17 protein-coding genes and 1 pseudogene are annotated in these 18389 nt (G+C 44.1%); 3 read left to right on the forward strand and 15 right to left on the reverse strand.

Going from position 1 to position 18389, the window contains the following annotated elements; all coding sequences use genetic code 11:
* Positions 1-87: 87 nt before the first annotated feature.
* Both IGI89_RS04605 and IGI89_RS04610 read left to right on the forward strand, forming a co-directional pair.
* Positions 88-1029: an ABC transporter ATP-binding protein gene (locus IGI89_RS04605; RefSeq protein ID WP_087664747.1), complete on the forward strand. Its 942-nt coding sequence runs from the start codon at positions 88-90 to the stop codon at positions 1027-1029.
* Entirely contained in the window at positions 1026-1778 is a 753-nt protein-coding gene (locus tag IGI89_RS04610) for an ABC transporter permease (RefSeq protein ID WP_008376673.1), read from the forward strand. The genes IGI89_RS04605 and IGI89_RS04610 overlap by 4 nt, the downstream gene beginning before the upstream one ends.
* 79 nt (positions 1779-1857) lie before the next feature.
* Here IGI89_RS04610 and IGI89_RS04615 read toward each other — a convergent pair whose 3' ends face one another.
* From IGI89_RS04615 to IGI89_RS04635, 5 genes and pseudogenes are all read right to left on the reverse strand, one after another.
* On the reverse strand, positions 1858-3297 hold the full coding sequence (locus IGI89_RS04615; protein ID WP_438735378.1) for a glycoside hydrolase family 1 protein: 1440 nt from the start codon (positions 3295-3297) through the stop codon (positions 1858-1860).
* A 44-nt stretch (positions 3298-3341) separates the two neighbouring features.
* Positions 3342-4607 (reverse strand): PTS sugar transporter subunit IIC, encoded by a 1266-nt coding sequence (locus IGI89_RS04620; protein ID WP_008376678.1) that lies wholly within the window; start codon positions 4605-4607, stop codon positions 3342-3344.
* Positions 4608-4717: 110 nt separating this feature from the next.
* The gene (locus IGI89_RS04625; protein WP_008376679.1) at positions 4718-5524 is read right to left on the reverse strand and encodes a MurR/RpiR family transcriptional regulator; all 807 of its coding nucleotides are present in this window, start codon (positions 5522-5524) and stop codon (positions 4718-4720) included.
* 149 nt (positions 5525-5673) lie between these two features.
* Positions 5674-5965 (reverse strand): annotated as a pseudogene (locus tag IGI89_RS04630) (type II toxin-antitoxin system RelE/ParE family toxin).
* A complete protein-coding gene (locus IGI89_RS04635; RefSeq protein WP_086298932.1) occupies positions 5955-6284 on the reverse strand; it encodes an AbrB/MazE/SpoVT family DNA-binding domain-containing protein in 330 nt (109 codons plus the stop codon). Before IGI89_RS04635 ends, IGI89_RS04630 begins: the two are co-directional and overlap by 11 nt.
* Before the next feature lie 255 nt (positions 6285-6539).
* Between IGI89_RS04635 and IGI89_RS04640 the strand changes: the two genes are divergently transcribed.
* Positions 6540-6896 carry an MmcQ/YjbR family DNA-binding protein gene (locus IGI89_RS04640; protein WP_005232842.1) on the forward strand — a complete coding sequence of 119 codons (357 nt, stop codon included), beginning with the start codon at positions 6540-6542 and terminating at the stop codon, positions 6894-6896.
* A 107-nt stretch (positions 6897-7003) separates the two neighbouring features.
* Here the strand turns inward: IGI89_RS04640 and IGI89_RS04645 are convergent, their stop codons facing one another.
* The 10 genes from IGI89_RS04645 to IGI89_RS04690 form a co-directional block, all read right to left on the reverse strand.
* Positions 7004-8446 (reverse strand): glycoside hydrolase family 1 protein, encoded by a 1443-nt coding sequence (locus tag IGI89_RS04645; RefSeq protein ID WP_005226517.1) that lies wholly within the window; start codon positions 8444-8446, stop codon positions 7004-7006.
* A 222-nt stretch (positions 8447-8668) separates the two neighbouring features.
* Positions 8669-9988 (reverse strand): PTS sugar transporter subunit IIC, encoded by a 1320-nt coding sequence (locus tag IGI89_RS04650; protein WP_016611642.1) that lies wholly within the window; start codon positions 9986-9988, stop codon positions 8669-8671.
* A 7-nt stretch (positions 9989-9995) separates the two neighbouring features.
* The gene (locus tag IGI89_RS04655) at positions 9996-11276 is read right to left on the reverse strand and encodes an apiosidase-like domain-containing protein (protein WP_438735379.1); all 1281 of its coding nucleotides are present in this window, start codon (positions 11274-11276) and stop codon (positions 9996-9998) included.
* A gap of 45 nt (positions 11277-11321) precedes the next feature.
* A complete protein-coding gene (locus IGI89_RS04660; RefSeq protein ID WP_413134865.1) occupies positions 11322-12179 on the reverse strand; it encodes an alpha/beta hydrolase in 858 nt (285 codons plus the stop codon).
* Positions 12180-12191: 12 nt separating this feature from the next.
* On the reverse strand, positions 12192-13640 hold the full coding sequence (locus tag IGI89_RS04665) for an FGGY family carbohydrate kinase (RefSeq protein WP_218193016.1): 1449 nt from the start codon (positions 13638-13640) through the stop codon (positions 12192-12194).
* A 1-nt stretch (position 13641) separates the two neighbouring features.
* Entirely contained in the window at positions 13642-14583 is a 942-nt protein-coding gene (locus IGI89_RS04670; RefSeq protein ID WP_005232862.1) for a transketolase family protein, read from the reverse strand.
* Positions 14570-15406, reverse strand: coding sequence for a transketolase (locus IGI89_RS04675; protein ID WP_005232864.1), 837 nt, complete (start codon positions 15404-15406; stop codon positions 14570-14572). The genes IGI89_RS04670 and IGI89_RS04675 overlap by 14 nt, the downstream gene beginning before the upstream one ends.
* The gene (locus tag IGI89_RS04680) at positions 15397-16815 is read right to left on the reverse strand and encodes an L-fucose/L-arabinose isomerase family protein (RefSeq protein WP_086298926.1); all 1419 of its coding nucleotides are present in this window, start codon (positions 16813-16815) and stop codon (positions 15397-15399) included. Before IGI89_RS04680 ends, IGI89_RS04675 begins: the two co-directional genes overlap by 10 nt.
* A 31-nt stretch (positions 16816-16846) precedes the next feature.
* Entirely contained in the window at positions 16847-17134 is a 288-nt protein-coding gene (locus tag IGI89_RS04685) for a PTS Lactose/Cellobiose specific IIB subunit (protein WP_016611646.1), read from the reverse strand.
* 155 nt (positions 17135-17289) lie between these two features.
* A complete protein-coding gene (locus tag IGI89_RS04690; RefSeq protein ID WP_016611647.1) occupies positions 17290-18297 on the reverse strand; it encodes a LacI family DNA-binding transcriptional regulator in 1008 nt (335 codons plus the stop codon).
* Between the last annotated feature and the right edge of the window lie 92 nt (positions 18298-18389).

Raw genomic sequence — 18389 nt, forward strand, 5'->3', positions numbered from 1 at the left:
CTTCTTTTTCAATATATTGAAATAAGCAGTTGCTTTTCCCGAAGAGCCTTTATAGTTGAATTATCTTATAGAAACGAGGGAAAAGCTATGGATACCCATGTAAAAAAGAAAATGCTTCACGTGAAACATTTACAAAAAAGTTTCAAAGACAAAACCGTTTTGAAAGAGGTCACTTTTGACGTCACTCCTGGCGAAGTATTTGTCTTACTAGGATCAAACGGCGCTGGAAAAACCACTTTAGTCAAAATTTTGTCCACTATCCTGCCTTTTGATCAAGGAACCGCGCTGATCGCCGGGATCGACTTGACTAAAGATCCAGCAGCGATTCGCGAAAAAATCAGTCTGACGGGGCAATTTTCCGCCGTCGATCAAGAACTAACCGGACGAGAAAACTTGCTGATGATTGCTGCCTTGCGCCATGTCAAAAACAAACAGTTGATCGTCCAACAGTTGTTAGAGCGTTTTGATTTGGTGGATGCCAGCAACAGACTCGTCAAAAATTATTCTGGTGGCATGCGACGGCGCTTAGACATCGCCATGAGTTTTATCGGCGAACCTGACCTGCTCTTTTTAGATGAACCGACGACCGGGTTAGACCCGCAAAACCGCTTAGCCACATGGCACATGATCAAAGAGATCGCCGCTCAAGGACGAACGATTTTCCTGACGACCCAATACCTAGAAGAAGCTGAATTTTTAGCAGACCAAGTCGCCATTTTACATGAAGGGAAAATCATCTTGCAAGGAACACCAACGGAAGTCAAAGCACTGCACCCTTCGCAAACGATGGAAATCAGCGTATTGACAAAAGAACACTTGCAAACCGTGCGTCAGCATCTGTCTGATTTTCCGCTGCAAGTCAATGAGTCCAGTCTCTCTCTGGCATTTCCCGTCAGTCAAGACTTCCAGCATTCCTTCACGCTGTTGCAGGAACTCAATCAACTACCGATCACCATCACCAGTTTTAATCAAAAGAATGCTTCTTTAGAAGATATTTTTCTAACACTTGTCCAAGGAGGAAACCAATGAAAGCAATTATAGAAACCAACACCTTATTCAAACGCAACCTCTTGCTATCGATTCGCAGTATGGAGACTCTGCTAAGTGGAATTTTGACCCCAGCGATTTTAATGATCCTCTTTGTCTATGTTTTTGGTGGCGCTATGAACGTCGGTGATACCTCTTATGTCGATTTTGTCGTTCCCGGTGTCCTCGTCCAATGTATCGCCCAAAGTGCTTCCTCCGTTGGGGTAACGGTGACGGAAGATTTGAAATCCGGCATGGTGGAACGGCTGATGACCTTGAATATTTCTAACTCAGCCTTTTTAAACGGCCATGTCTTCGCCGCGACCCTTCGGAGCTTGATCAGTACCTTGGTCGTATTGATCGTTGCCATGGTCATCGGTTTTCGCCCTCAAGCCACAGTTGCTGGCTGGGGGCTCGCCTTCCTATTGATCTTTTGCTTCACCTTCGCTTTTACTTGGGTCTCAGTTCTGGTTGGTCTCATCGCCAAAAGCCCCGAGACAGCTACCTTGTTTACTGTCTTGATCACCCTGTTGCCCTACTTAAGCTCTGGTTTCGTCCCTACGGAAACCATGCCTCGCCCGTTAGCTATTTTTGCTGAATACCAACCAATGTCGCCGATCATCCATTCTTTGCGAGGGCTTTTGTTAAACTTGAAAGATACCACCTTGATCAGTGCCTTTAGCTGGTGCGGCGGTATCGTAGTCGTGAGCTGGTTCTTGGCACGAATGCTTTATCAGAAACGGTTACGCTAATGACGCCGGCTCCCTTTTCTGACTCTCTTATAGAAAAAGCGGCAACGATCAAGCTTCTGCTTCGTCGTTGCCGCTTTTTTTAATCGAGGACTTCTCCGTTAGAAGCCGTCACTTTCTTATACCAGTCAAAGCTGGCTTTTTTGTACCGTTTTCCTGAACCATTGCCCCAATCATCTAGATCCACGTAAATGAACCCATACCGCTTGCTCATTTCTGATGAGGAGCAGCTAACAAGATCGATCGGTCCCCAAGGATAGTAGCCGATCAGTTCTACGCCATCATAGATTGCTTCTTTCATTTGTTCAATGTGCTGTTTCAGAAAATCAATGCGATACGTATCATCGATCGGTCCTTCTTCATTCAATGTCTCATAAAAACCCATACCATTTTCTGTGATCATGATCGGCAATTGGTACCGATCATAATACTCATTCAAAGCAATCCGTAACCCAATTGGATCAATCGCCCAGCCCCAGTCATTGGCTTCTAAATAAGGGTTAGGCGAAGCTGCGTCTTCTTTCCCGTAGTTTTCACTATGAATGATCCGCGTGTAGTAATAGGAGAAAGAAACAAAATCGACCGTATGCTTGAAGTCCGCTTCATCGTTTTCCCCAAATTGAATCTCGATGCCGTTTTCTTCAAAAAAGCGATAGGCATAATTCGGATAAGTTCCCCGCGCAAGTACATCTGAATAATAATATTCCATTTGATTATTTTTGAGAGCACTCAGAACATCCAACGGTTTACAAGTAGCTGGATAAACATTGCCATAATAAGACATCATCCCAATTTGAAAAGAAGGATCAATTTCTTTCCCTACTTTGATCGCTCTCGCACATGCTACCAATTCATTGTGAACCCCTTGGTACTTAGCTTGCTTCAGATTGTCGACTCGGTCAGCGGGAATACCAAGGTGGTTAAATGATTCATGGGTAATCAAGTTCATTTGATTGACTAAGATCCAATATTTGACTTTTCCTTGGTATCGCTTGAATACGACTTGCGCAAAATGAACAAAGAAATCAATCAGTTTACGATTTGACCAGCCATCATAAGCCATCGCTAAATGGATCGGCATTTCATAATGAGACAAGGTGATCAAGGGTTCCATACCGTTTTCAAGGATACAATCGATCAATTCGTCATAAAAGCGCAACCCTTCTTCGTTGGGCGTTTGTTCGTCTCCCTTTGGAAAAATTCTCGCCCAGCTAATAGATGTTCGAAACGAATTCATGCCTGTTTCGGCTAAGAGTGCCAGATCCTCACGAAATGTATGGTAAAAATCGATCCCATCCCGTTTGGGGTAACGCCCTTCTTGATCATTTAAAGCAAATTCAACGTCTGCCGTCGTTATTTCTTTGTTGCTTTTCTTTTTTATATCGATATCATTACGAAAGCGATTGATGTCTGCCACGCTCCAGCCTTTTCCCCCTTCAAGATAGGCCCCTTCTAATTGATTTGCGGCAACTGCACCTCCCCAATAAAAATCGGCAGGAAATTGCTTCTTATTTTTCTTCATGTCATTGCTCCTCTTCTCAAAATTTGATTGCTCATCTCATAGACTTATGCTTCGGTTTGACCTTCTTCAAGCACTAATTTGCGCTCGTAGGCCTTGAAGAAAGGATAATAAATACCCAAATAAATCAAGAAATTCACCACTACTAAGACAGCACCGCGAATGCTGGCTGTTGCGATCACTGCTGAAAAAATACTCGGAACCGTCCACACAGCCGCTAATGGATACGCCATTCCGGGAACAAGATTGGACACAAACGCGAAATAAGTCACGAAAGTGGTCACGATTGGTGCCACGACAAAGGGAATCGCCAGTGCTGGATTCAAAACGATCGGCAACCCAAACAACAGTGGCTCATTGATGTTGAAGACCCCAGGAATAAAGCTGAGACGACCAAGTTGTTTTAAAAATTTTGATTTGGAGAAACACATCATTGCGCAAAGTGCTAAGGTTCCTCCGCCACCGCCGATCCATAAGAAAGTAAAGATAAACGGCTGTACCCCCAGATTAGGAATCGCTTGTCCGGCTTGTGCTGCTGCCATATTTGCTTCAGAATTGACTAGCCAGATCGGCAACATCACCGTCGCTAATATTTGCGGATGAATCCCGAATAGCCACATGATACAAGTCAATCCTACATAGACCAAGGGTGCTGCTAACGAGTTGGAAGAAACACTTAATAAGGGTGTGATCAAACTTGCAATCAGGGCATTGATGTCAAAGCCGATCAAGTGAACAATGATCCAAACGATCGTCATTGAAAAAAACACGGGAATAATCACTTCAAAACTGCTGCTGACATTCGTAGGGACTTGCTCTGGCAGTTTAAACCCGATATTGTATTTTTTACAAAGGCGCATGCACTCGACTGCTAATATAGCGGTCAAAATACTGGCGAACATGCCTTCTCCTCCAAGATATTGCGTAGAGATAAACGTTCCTTCATCTAAAGAAGTGAAGGTCAATGTAGTAAAAAAGGTAAAAATTGCAGAAACGCCCCCTGCCAAACTATCCAGTTGGTAGCTTTGCGCTAATCGTGCGCCGATGCCAAAAGCTGCATAGATCGAAAGCAGTCCCATACTCATATTGAAGGGAATGATCAGTTTTGCCACTAAGTCGGGATGATTGCCCATAAACGATACATAGGATTGAGGCCATGGAATGTACGGTATCAATAAAAAGATCGATCCGATCACTGTGATTGGAATCGTTGCGATCAATCCATCGCGAACAGCACTCAAGTGACGTTGATTAGAAAGTTTCATCATTGGCGGCATCACTTTGGTTTCAATAAATTGCATTAATTTATCCATCAGTAAATCCTCCTAAATTTTTTAAGATATATCTTAACTTGAATATAAGCGCTTTCTCATAAGGAAACAATAAAAGCTATTTTCCAAAAATGGAAAATAGCTTTTTACGTTTACTCTTTTCTCATATTCATAATCATAAAAATCATCCATAGATGAAGCACTTTTTGCGAGTAATAATTCGATGACATCAATGGAACGACCTCTTTAAACAAGACACGCTCTTCAAAGAGATTACTTTGAGCGGCTTGCTCGCTGAACGTCAATAAAACTTTCTGACAGGCCGTTTTTTCAAGCAAATAGGCCTTTTTATCGATCCAGCTGCCTGTTAGATTGATCACAAAACAAATATCTGTTTCCCGCAATACTTGATCAATCAGCTGATCTTCCGCATTACGGTTTACTTCAAAAACGATATAGCCCATTTGACTAAGCAGTTCCCGCAGGAGATTAACAACCGAAAAAGAATAGCTGTTACCCAAAATCGCCACTCGTTTTTTTCGTTTCATTTCTTCTGCGATCCGTGTGCATTGGTGTTGATCAAATTGGTCAAAAATCTGTTTTTGGACCATGTACTCTCGGGCTAAAAATTGGTCAACCATTTCAGATACTTTACTCTTTGTATCGAGATTCGCTAGCATCCCTTCAAACATCGTATTTGCTAAATGGTATTCTTGTTCAAAATAAATCGTGAGGTCATTACGCATTTCTTTAAAACTAGCATAACCAAGTTTCTTACAAAATTTAGTGATACTGGCAGGGGTCGTCTGTGCAGCATAGGCGATTTCTTCAATATAGATCGCAGGAAATTCATCGATTCGCTCAATTAAAAGTTTTGTTATCAAAAAATTCAAATCGTATTTTTTGCATTTAAATAGATGTTCATTTAAACGAATGTATACTTGACTTGTCGTTTTCATAGCGACCACCTCACTTGCTTATTTACGCTGCCGGTTTCTTCTATCTTAGCATAGGCATCCATTTCTTAGAACCTTTCACTTATTGTACTTTTTAATAGAAATCAAAAAAAGAGTCCGCCTACGCGCAACTCTTCGATTCGGGTCCCCAGTTATTTCATTAACTGCTTTAACTGTTCATAAAAATTCTCATGGGTGCCACATAACAAGACTGGAATCACTTGGTCATCGATCACATCATAAGCAATACGACAGGTTGTCCCTGCATACTTAAAACCCTTCGACCAGATTCCAGCTAAATCGCCAGTTTTTTTGATCGCCGCTATACGGTTCGACAGCTATTTCATCATAAATGACATGAAGAAACTTTTGTTTCAGCGGTTTCTCCTTCAACTTTTTTAAATAATTCACTACTTGTCTAGATGGAATCACCTCATAAGCCAATTTCAGTTGCCAACTCCTCTTTGGTCATTGCTTTCCCGTCGGTAGCAGTATCCTTTGCAATTGTCTTAAATGAAGAAATCATCTTACTCTTACGCGCTTTAAATTCGGATAAAATATCTTCGTGTTCGTATCCCTCATTAATAATATCAGTCAAGATATCTTCACTGAAATCATCGAATGGTTTTACCGGTTCAATAAATTCATACAAGATTCCATTTTCTACTAGCTTTGCTTCTACTTCCACACCATTGGGAATACCAAAGTCTTTGGGCACCGTCAACATAATGGAATTCCCTTGTTTTCTTGTTTTCGTAATCATCGTTGCACTCCTCTCTCTGTTTTTGTAATTACTCTGTAAGAACATTATATCGTAATCGAATGTAATGACAAGTAATGCCGAAAGCTGAGTGTCAAATTGAGAAAATAAACCGCCTGCTACTTTACCTTATTTATTACTATCGATGCAGCAGGTGATACGGCTCATTAAACCAAAGAGCCCAATCTCCTTTTCCAGCGAAATATTGGCAAAAATACAGTATACTGGAGTTGAATGAATAAAAAGGCAGGGATACCCATGGATCTTAAAAACCGTCTGATCGCATTCGCTCAGACCTTCAATGATGTTCAGATCGACCATCCATTTGCAAAGTTTCCCGAGTACCAAGTCTTGCGGCACCGTAAAAGCGGCAAATGGTTTGGCTTGCTGATGACTGTAGAAAAGCAGAAATTAGGCCTGGAAGGAACGGGAATGATCGAGATTTTAGATGTCAAAGCAGCGCCCGAAATGGTTTCGATCATCAATCAAAGTCACGGCTATTTACCCGCTTATCACATGAATAAAAACCATTGGCTCACCGCATTACTAGATGGCTCTGTATCAGAAAAACAACTCCAATCTTTGTTACGAGACAGCTATGAACATACCCGTTAAACCCAAATATCACAAAAAACCGATCAACGATGCGCCAGTATAGGAGCACCGTTGATCGGTTTTCTTTTATAACGGATCCTGCGTCATCCGTGAGTCTAACGAAACACTTAGGCCAACTCTTCTCCGTTTGTTGCAATAACTTGTTTGTACCAATCGAAGGATTTTTTCTTGGAACGATCCATCGTGCCGTTGCCTTCGTCATCAAAGTCAACATAGATAAAGCCATAGCGTTTGCTCATTTCGCCTGTTGAAGCACTGACAAGGTCGATACAGCCCCATGGCGTGTAGCCGATCAAGTCTACGCCATCAGCAATCGCTTCCCCCATTGCTTCAATGTGGCGGCGCAAGTAATCGATACGATAGTCATCTTCGATCTTACCTTCTTCGTTAAAGGTATCAATGGCTCCTAAGCCGTTTTCCACGATAAACAACGGTTTTTGATAACGATCATACAATTCATTCAACGCGATGCGCAGCCCTTCTGGGTCGATTTGCCAGCCCCATTCACTTGCTTCTAAGAATGGATTGCGGACGCCGCCTAACAAGTTTCCTTGCACTTCATCGGCTTCTTCTGTGGTGATATCCACGGCAGAAGACATGTAGTAGCTGAAGCCAACATAGTCAACAGTATGTTCAGCAATCAAGGCTAAGTCTTCTTCGGTAATCTCAAGATCCTCTTTATTGACGCCGTGTTCTTTGTACAAACGATCCGTAAAGGATGGGTATTTTCCACGTACCTGCACGTCGGCACAGTAGTAGTTGAAGGCTTGATTATGGATCATCGTCGCCACTTGGTTGACTGGGTTCGCATCAATGCTGTAAGTCGTTGCATAAATGATCATACAACCGATCTGTAACTCTGGGTTTAATTCATGGCCGATTTTGACTGCTTTACTGCTGGCAACAAATTGGTTGTGCCACGCTTGGATCACGTTTGTAAAGTCGCTGGCACCCGTGCTGTTGACCATTCCTTGACTCAATGCAGAGAAATGGAAAGCAGAGTTGATCTCATTGAAGGTCATCCAGTATTTGACTTTGCTGTGGAACCGTTCCAAGACGACTTTTGCAAAACGCTCATAGAAATCGATCAATGCTCGATTTTTCCAGCCACCGTATTCTTTGGCTAAATGCAAAGGCATTTCATAGTGGGAGATCGTAACCACTGGCTCGATCCCGTATTTCAAACATTCATCGATCAGCGCATCGTAAAATGCTAGCCCAGCTTCGTTTGGTGTCGTTTCATCGCCTTTTGGAAAGATACGTGTCCAAGCGATAGAAAAACGATAGCTCTTGAAGCCCATCTCTGCAAACAACGCAATGTCTTCTTTGAAACGGTCATAATGGTCGATCCCGCGATGATTTGGATAAGTGTATTTGTCCTCATCGATCGTCCAATCAAACGTATCACTACCTAAAATCGCTAAACGCTGTTTGCCGCCAGGCATTGCATCCGCCACTGACAATCCTTTGCCATCGCGATCGAACGCCCCTTCTAATTGATTCGCTGCGGTCGCGCCACCCCATAAGAAATTTTCTGGAAATTTTGCCATTTGCTCGTTCTCCTTTTGTTTTCTTTTGATAAACCTACCTAGCTGGTTACTGAAAAATCTCCGATAAAAAAACAAAAAACCTAAATAAGAGCCGCTGCTAAAACGAGAATAGCGCTTTCTTATTTAGGTCTTGCCTGATCGAGTCAGTAACAATCCACGTGGGTTTTCTTTCTTTAACTATAGCACTAACTCATTGGCTTGTCATCATAAAATCGGTTTCTTTTAAACCGTTTCCCCCGTTGCATCGATACTTTCAGTTTGTGGGTGACCCTCCGCTTGCGCAGCTTCTGCTTCGGTTTTTAATTTTCCTTTATCTAAGACTTTAACAAAAGGAATGTACAGCAAGCAGCCTGCCAAAACGCAAACGACTTGTAGAACTGCGACCTGCCAGCCTCCAGCTAGAAACCCATTTAGAAAAATCGGTGTGCCAAAGGGAACTTGTACGCCACTAAGTCGTGGAACGATCCCACTCCAGATCGCTAGGTACGCCACAAGCACTTGAACCAATGGTGTTAATATGAACGGAATCGCCATGATTGGATTCAAAATCAGCGGTAAGCCAAAAATCACCGGCTCATTAATGGTGAACAATCCAGGAACGGCACTTAGGTTAGCGACTGTCCGTGATTGTTTTGATTTCGCCAACAGCAAAATAACGATAATCAATGACAATGTTCCCCCAGCCCCACCAATACCAGCAAACAAATCATAAAACGACTTGCTCAAAATATTTGGCAGCTCGGAACGAGCAACACCGCTAGCTAAAGCATCCATATTTTCTACATCCATTGGTAAGTACAAAGCGGTGACAAAGCTACCCACCACCAACGAACCATGGATACCGAAGAACCATAGCACCATTTGGATCAGTACAATAAATAGCAACGAACCGACACTAGAAGACAAGCTTTGCAGCGGCATTGCCAAGATTTGATAGATGAAATCTGAAAATGAGCCATAAGAAGTAAAACTGAATGCCCAGCTAATGACGATCGCGGTAAACCCAGAAATAATTGCTGGAATCAAACCGGCGAAGGTATCCGTCACAAATTGCGGCACGCCTGCTGGCATTTTGATGGCGATATTTTTTTCTAAAATAAAGCAGTACAAACGAGCAAAAACTAAGCCGCAGATCATAGCGGTAAACAAGCCTTGAGCGCCGAGTTTGCTCATGTCTAGGGTCGTTGTTTCCTCCAAGGTGACCATTGGCGTCATCATCAAAAAGGCAAACAACGAAACGATGCCGGCAGGGACTGCCGACTGCTTAAATTCTGTCGCTAAACGGTGACCGACAAGAAAGGAAGCGTACACTGAGATAACCCCAACGGTCATACTGTAACCGACGGAAAAATAACCGCCAATATTGATCGAGTTGATAAAATCTGTCCACCCTTGAATCGGCAAAACTGCTAACAACAAGGCGATCGAGCCAATAATGTTGATCGGCAGCGTCGCCATCAACCCGTTTGAAATTGCCTTTAAATACCGATTGTTGGAGATTTTATCTGCAAATACTAATACCTTATCCATATATTTATCCATTTTCTTTTCACTCCTTTATTTGGATGACGAACAATACATCTTCGTGACAATTGTGGGGATGGAAAACAGTGATACCATCGGTAACTGTCAGTTTTGGTTTCAAGAAACGATTGGTGTTCAAATCGATCAATGTGACGGTCGCTGTAGAAAGATCTCCTTGCAGGCGAACTGTTGTATTGCTTGGCAAGTAAAGCAAGGCATCCTTCCTTCCTGCGATAGCTGCCATACGAATCTGTTCATCTGCATCGATCAAGCGCTCTTGGCAAGGCACAAGCTCCTGAATATTTAATAATTCAAATAATTGCTTGATAAAGCCATAATCATCTGCCCCAGGAAAAGACAAAGCTTCTGGCCAAATCATCGGATGGTCAAACGCTTCCCCGATTTCTTCCGCAAAGGTTGCCGTCGGGGTTTGCCAACTCCAGATGCCGTGGGCACCGTACGTGATCCCAGCCGAGCCGCCGGCTAACAATGATTGCCATGCTGCTTTGCGGACATCTTTTTGACCAAATCGACCGTATACGTGACGGGCATAGCCCATTTGTTCATAGCAAGGTTCTGAGTTGATGATCGGCAGTTGCGGTTCTCGTTGATAAAAACGCTCTGCCAAATAATAAGGCATATTCAAAAAGGCGCTGTTATGACCTGATTGGTATAAAAATAAGTCCAAATGTTCGACGATAGGTTCAGGGATTTCTTCAAAACGTCCCTTGATATGAATCGTTTTCAAGGTATTGGGCGAATGCTTTTCAAAGAAAACAAAGGCTTCTAGATACGTATCGATGGTTGGCTGTGTTGGGAAGTCCGTATCGCCACCAATAAAGTAGATCGGATGGAAGGCATCAAACGTCTTAATCACTTTTTGATAGTAGGCCTGGCGGCAATCCTCCGGCAACACGTTGCGTTCTTTGTCCAACTGGCTAGCCCAAGTGCCAGCGACATAGTTTGACCACAAGACAACCAATGCTAAAGTAAAGCCTTTCTCATCGGCAATTTTACAAAGACGCTGAGCCCGTTCGAAATAGGCATCCTCCCAAACCGTAAAATCAAAGACACCCGCATCAAGGGGAAACGGCAAGCAGTCAAATTGACCACGGCTGCGATCCCATTGCGGTAACACATTGATTTGAAGGGTGTTGAATCCCTGCTCTTTGCGTTTGTCTAAGTAGGTGATCCAGTCATTTTCTTGAATACTAGTAAAAGCACTCCAGCAAGTATCGGCTAAATAAAAGAAATGCTGTCCGTCTCGCAATAAGGTGCGTTTGTTTTGGTTTACGGTGATTTTCACGGTGGAGCTCTCCTTTCATCGGCACAAGTTGTGCACTGGCGGTTATTAATCAATATAACTACTGAGCCAGCCTTCGCACAGCTCAAACCATTTGGCGACATGGGCATTGAGGTGACTTGACTTGCGTGCCGTTGTTCGATCCGCTAATGCCAGTCCGTGTTCGCCTTTTTCAAAAATATGCAGTTCGAATGGAATTTCTGCTTCTCTTAATTTGACCGCCAACTTCAACGAGTGCGCCACATCGACTAAGACGTCTTCCGTCGTATGCCAGAGAAACATCGGAGGTGTCCACTGATCGACATGATGCAAAATGTTCATGGATTGAATGGCTTCTTCCGTCGGTTGTTTACTCCCAAAAAAGCGCTCGTTGGCAGTTAAAGGTGTTTCGATTAGACGAGCGGCAAAGCCTAGCTCATCGATTGGGAAAGCATGCTCTTGATAAACCAATGGGTAGCCAGCGATCGCCAAATTCACTTTCAGTAAGTCACTGCTGACGCCCAATGCTTCTGCCAGCTCAGCATCGTGCCAGCGCGTCGCTAGCTGCAACGCTAGATGTCCGCCTGCTGAAAAACCGCAAACGATGATTTGCTCCTCATCCACCAACCATTCGTGAGCATGCTCATGAATGATTTTGACGGTTTGGGCGGCTTCCATCAAGGCATTGTGGGGAACGTTTTTCACCTGATCACCGGTGGTGTACCATAAAACAACGCTATTTAGCCCGATACTATTGAATTTCAAGGCAATGACTTCCGCCTCTCGATCACTGGTAAAGGCGTAGCCGCCGCCTGGACAGACGATCACTAGCGGTCGTTTCTTGCCGACATTGTACTCTTTGGATTGGTGCAATAAATAGGTATCCACGTAAGCCGTTTGATTCAGTTGAATTCGTTTGGTCTCCATATAGTTCCTCCTTTATCCTTCACTAAAAGCAGCTGACTTCTCAATGAACCGTTTCCATTTTTCATATTTCAAACGGATCACGGCCTGTTCGGCTTGCGGAACGATCGTGGTTTGCTGAATAGCTGGTTCATTCATGGTTGGTTTGGCAACAAGCATTGTGCCGATGGCTGAAAATTCTTCGACTTCGCTGACGATGACGGGTTTATTGATCAAAGTCGCCAATAAGCTCATCAAGGCGCGGTTTTTCGAAACACCGCCATCGATCATTACCTGATTGATCAGTCGTTCAGCGACTTCTTCCATCACATCGATCACTGCTTTGATTTGAAAAATGATGCTTTCTAAAACGGCTTTCAACAGCTCATGAGTCGTCGTTGTGCGTTTCATGCCGACAAAGCTGGCAGTCATCGTATTATCCCAAAAAGGGGCACCCATTCCTTGCAATGCTGGGATAAAATAGATGTCTTCTTGACTGTCACTGGTCAGCACTTCTTGACAGATCTCAGCTACATCTGGCAGCGGAGCCACTTGCTCACTGAACCAGTTGATGGCGTCACCACAGGAACGGATGATGCCTTCTAGCGCAAACGCTGTTTCCTGGCTAGTTTGCCAGCCGACCGTCGTCAAAATGCGGCGATCCCGCAACGTCTGCTCCTGCTGCACTTGCATCATGATCGAACAACCGGTGCCCATCGTGATTTTTACATCCCCAAGGCTTTGACAACCTTCACCGAATAATGCCGCTTGTGAATCGGCTAAGATCCCTTTGATAGGGATTCCGTGATAGCTACCGAAAACCGTATCAGCAGGTTGGATCGCTGGCAAGTCTGCTAAATGGATGCCAAAAAGTTTGACGAGCTCTGCATCCCAACGGCCCTCTTCAATATTATAAAACAATGTTCGGCAAGCGTTGCTGGCTTCTGTCGCAAATACTGTCCCTTGCGTTAAATTCCACAACAGCCAGCTGTCCATCGTACCGATCGCCAATTCGCCAGTCCCCGACTTTTCTTTGATGGCTGATAATTCTTGGGCCAACCATTTCACTTTGGTGCCGGAAAAATACGGGTCTAAGCGTAAACCGGTCTTTTGATTGATCGTCCTTTCCCAGCCTTGTGCCGTCAATTCTTCACAAATCGCGGCGCTGCGGTTGCATTGCCACACGATCGCATTGTACAGGGGATTGCCAGTCAATCGGTCCCATGCAACGATCGTTTCCCGCTGATTGGTCAATGACAAGGAAACGATTTGATCTGCAGTGATCGCTTGTTCTTGCAACACTTGTGCCAGCAATTCTTGGACATTTTGCCAAATCTCAAGGGGATCATGTTCGACCCACCCGACTTTTGGATAAATTTGGCGATGTTTTTTATCGTAACGCTGCAGGATTTTCCCTTCTTGAAACAGTAAGAGCTTGGTACCGGATGTACTCTGATCTAAAACAAGCTGATAGGTCTTGTCCATCTTAAGCTCCTAGAAACGCAACCGCTGTTTTCGCTATGGAGGCACCGTCTAAGCCATAATGGGCAAACAGTTCTGACGAAGAACCAGTAATCAAGGCTTCATCCGGAAAAGCAATGATTTTTTGTCGAATGCCCGTTTCTTCTGCCAGCGTTTCCGCCACGGCAGCTCCTAAGCCGTTGTATCGGCTGTGTTCTTCCACAGTGATCACGGTGCCTGTTTCTTTCGCCACTCGTTTGACCGTTTCTGAATCAAAGGGCTTCAAGGAATGAACATTTAAAACGGTAGCAGTGATACCTTGTCTTTCCAATAGCTCAGCAGCATCCAACGCTTGGCGCACGGTTTCGCCAGTGGCGAGCAATGCGACATCTTGACCGCTTCTCAGCTCAATGGCTTTGCCGATCTCAAAAGGATAATCTGCAGAATCATAACAATCTTCAACAGGATTGCGACCGAGACGGATATAGGCTGGTTCATTTGATGCCGCTAAGGCTTTAAACATTTGGATCGTTTCAAAGCGATCTGCTGGCAACAGCACTTGCAAATTAGGGATCGCTCGTGCCACTGCGATGTCTTGCAAGGAATGATGACTCATGCCTAATGCCCCATAGCTGACACCGCCGCTGATGCCTACGAGTTTGACATTTTTATTCGAATACGCGACATCGACTTTGATCTGCTCGATACTGCGCATGCTGAGAAAACAAGCAGGGGATGCAACGAAAGGGCGTTTGCCCATATGGGCTAAGCCGGCCGCAATACTGACGATGTTTTGCTCTGCGATCCCTACTTCCACCAATTGTGTCGGTAATTCCTTGGCAAAAGGTGCTAACGAAGCGGAACCACGAGAATCACTGGTCAACACCGTGATCGCAGGATTCTTTTTTCCTTCTTCAATCAATACGTCGCACATCGCTTGGCGATTGGCAATATTATTTTTTCCCATGAGTCAAAACCTCCATTTGCTGATCAAGTTCGGCAATAGCTTGTGCAAGCTCTTCTGCCGTTGGCACTTTATGATGCCATTGCGCTTGATTTTCGGCTGCAGAATAGCCTTTGCCTTTGATGGTTTTAGCAATGACCAGCTTCGGTTGATTGGGCTGATGCGGTTTTTCTAATGCAGCCACCAAGGCAGCCATATCATTGCCATCAACGATATGCACATCCCAACCAAAGGCACGCCATTTTTCATCTAGCGGCTCCACGGCCATCACATCTTCCGAGGCTCCAGTGATCTGCAAGCCGTTGCGATCAATGATGGCGGTCAAATTGTCCAGCTGGTAGTTGGCAGCCGCCATGGCTCCTTCCCATACCGAGCCTTCTGCTAATTCGCCATCTCCCAACAACGTATAGGTTTGATACGTGCGGTGATCCAGTTTGCCTGCCAAGGCGATCCCTACTGCGACGGGTAAGCCGTGACCTAGCGAACCAGTATTCATCTCAACCCCAGCTACTTTATTGTTTGGATGACCGATCAGTCGTGAACCAAATTGCGAAAAGGTGGCTAATTCTTCTTTCGGCAAAAAACCTTTGTCCGCTAAAACGGCCCATAGTACTTCTGCAGCATGTCCTTTACTTTGGATATACTGGTCACGATCTTGCTTTTGGGGATCTTTCGCATCCACATTCATTATCTGATAATACAGGGCCACTAAAATATCGGTACAAGAAAGATCCGAACCAGTATGACCCGTTTTTGCTTGATAGATCAGCTCTAACACGGATTTTCGAATCGTTAAAGCCTTCATTTCCAGCTCGTTTATTTCCATGATTGATCCCCTCTCAAGTATGCTTTGACGTCTTCTTCGATCGGATCATAAAAATCTGGCTGCACGCCGATATATTTGCACGCTTCGTACAAGATCGGCACCACATTTTTTCTGACCGCCGCAACATGATGAATATAAGGGCCCTCAACGAGTTTGAATTCCAAGCGATTCAAATTCGCAAATTCTAGATAGAGATAGGTTCCTTGATTGTATGGTCCATCGATCCCTCTGCCGGTGCCCATCAGCAACGAATACTCGCCGTTGTCTCCATCAAAGCGACACAACGTATACTCGTCTTTGATTGCCCGAAAAGCGACTGATCCCGGATAGTCAAAAACAAAATGCCGTTGCGGCAAAATGGGTTTGGTCTCCGCGGTGGAATAAGCAAAAACCCCTAAGTGCTGCAGCAATTCGCCATTCTCGTTTTCTGGATGGCGGCAGTTGACATCCGCAAAGATCGCACGGTGTTCCCCCAACGAAGCGGCTTCGACCAACAGTTCCGAGATCGCCCCATGAACATCCGTCTCACAGACAAAAGGCAGACCTTCTTCTTGTAAAAGCGACAGGGAGGCATACGGTAAAATACCGATTTCGTCTTGTAAAGCCGTCCAACACTGGATGACCCCTGCATTGCAGCCGTAGCTTTCACATAAGTTTTGCAAGGCCACTTTAAGGGCTGCCACCATCTCCAAATCTTTCGCCGAAATTTGGACTTCCGTATTGGTTTCGAAATAATCAATGACTGCTTGCAATTTATCTGGCTGCTGTTCTTTGACTTTCTTGATTTCTTGCACCACTTCTTGGATCGGTACTGGTGATAGCGAGATATTGAAACGCTCCAATAGTTCGCCTTCGTTGCAGATCACGGTCCAAAAATCAAAGGGGCGTGGGCCAACTTGCAAGATTCGTGTTTGTTTGAAGGTCTTGACGACATTGCAGACTTTGATAAAGTCTTGCAAGCCGCGGGCAAATTCCGGTGAATCAATATCAGAATTTTTGACATAGGTGAAAGGTACCTTGAAACGGCGCAAGACTTTTCCGATAGCGAAAAGACCGCATTGCGTATCCCGCAAACGTGAACCATCGGCGGCTGGTGTCTCGTCTTTGGGTCCCCATAGTAAGACGGGGACATCTAGTTTTTTGGCTAGACGAGCACAGGCATATTCCGTACCAAAGTTTTCATTGGCTAGAAAAAGACCGTCGATTTTTGCTGCTTTGAATTTTTCGGCGATTTTTTCAACCCCTTCATCATCGTATAGCAAGCCATCTTCGTTGATATCTAAAATATCTACATAATCAATGGCCAGTTCGTCCATTTTTTGTCGTGTCAGATTGGCGTACTCAATGGCTGCTTCTGCACTAAATAAATTTCTTCTAGTCGGGGCGAACCCGATTGTTACTTTATCCATAAAACCACCCTTTGCGTTTTAGTATATTTAGCTAAATTTTTATTTCTTCGACGATTCGTGCTACATTTCTGCTCAGAAATTCCTTATCCGTCAGTAAAACGATTTTTTTATTAGGAAAGGCTGTTGCGACTTTCGCTTGATTGAAGCGGGTTTGAGGAGCTAAAATCAAAAAATCATAGTCATTTCCCACCATAAATATTTCTGAAAAAGGCGCGGAATTCACTTGGTAATGCTGATCATCCGCTAGTTGTTCTTTGAGCGCTTTGACGAGCAGTGCGCTGGAGAGCCCAGTTGCACAAAAGAGACCGATCTGTGTCATCTATTCACTTCCTCAAAATGTAATCCCTTACTTTTTACACCTTAAATATAGCATAAGCTAAATATTTTGCAATAGTTTTAGATAAATATTTTTGTTTAATAACTAAAAAAAGACAAAACGCTTGCTAAACGTTTTGTCTTCTTCTTATTTTTTTCTTATTTGATGCTTTCGCGTTCGACGATCGTCGTGGCGACCAGCATTTTCAGATGGTTTTCATCTTCACTGGTGATTTTCTCGATCAAGCGTCGCACGGCTTGGCGACCAAGGTACACTTTATCTACTTTGACGGTGGTCAGCGGTGGGTTGCAAAATTCCGCCAAAGGAATATCATCGAACCCAACGATGGCCAACGGATGATCGGGGAACACTTCGCGAATGGCTTTCATTGCACCGATGGCGATGTTGTCATTGACCGCAAAAAAGGCGCTTGGTAACGGCCGCTGATCGGCACGCAAGGATTCCAAATAGACCTTCATGTCTTGATATGAGCCCTCCAAGGTGGGTTCTACTAAGGCTTCCGTCTCTTCATAATGGATCAGATCATGCTCTTGGATCGCTTGAATAAACCCTTGCTTGCGTTCACGGAAATTGTTGATTTGAAAGGTTGAGTTGATGATGCCAATGTCTCGGTGGCCTTTTTCGATCATCTTTTCAACGATCTCATAGGCGCTGTCACGATTATTGATGGCGACAAAATCAAAGTCCTGCGAATTAAAAATCGTATCTAAAATCACTAAGGGTACTTCCAAATGACGGAAGACTGCTAAATCTTGTTTTTCCAATTCCGTTCCTAACAATAGCAAACCATCTACTAATTCTGGGCGGATCTTTTCGATCGGGTCTTCCTCTGGCGCCAATGTGATATGGGAAATGACCAATTCATAGCCTAACGCGCTGCATTCCATTTCGATCCCCCGGATCAATTCAGAAAAGAAAGGCGTATCCCCTACGACATTTCCTTGTTTGTTCATTACAACAAATTTGATCTTTTGGCTTTCCGTTTTTTTAATTTCTCGCTGATCAAAATACCCCATCTCACGAGCGATCTTCAAGATCGCTTGCCGTTTTTGTTCACTGATCCCCTTACGATTGTTGATTGCATTAGAGACAGTTCCGCTGGAAACGCCAGCTTTTCGGGCAATATCAGAGATCACAACTTTCATTTGCTCACCGCTTTCTGCTTCTCATTCTGTTAAAAGTATAGCAAAAGAATTGTTTTTTTACTACTAAAAAAGCTAAAACAAACTAAAATTTT

The organism is Enterococcus sp. AZ141, from assembly GCF_051714385.1.
GTDB lineage: Bacteria > Bacillota > Bacilli > Lactobacillales > Enterococcaceae > Enterococcus_D > Enterococcus_D entomosocium.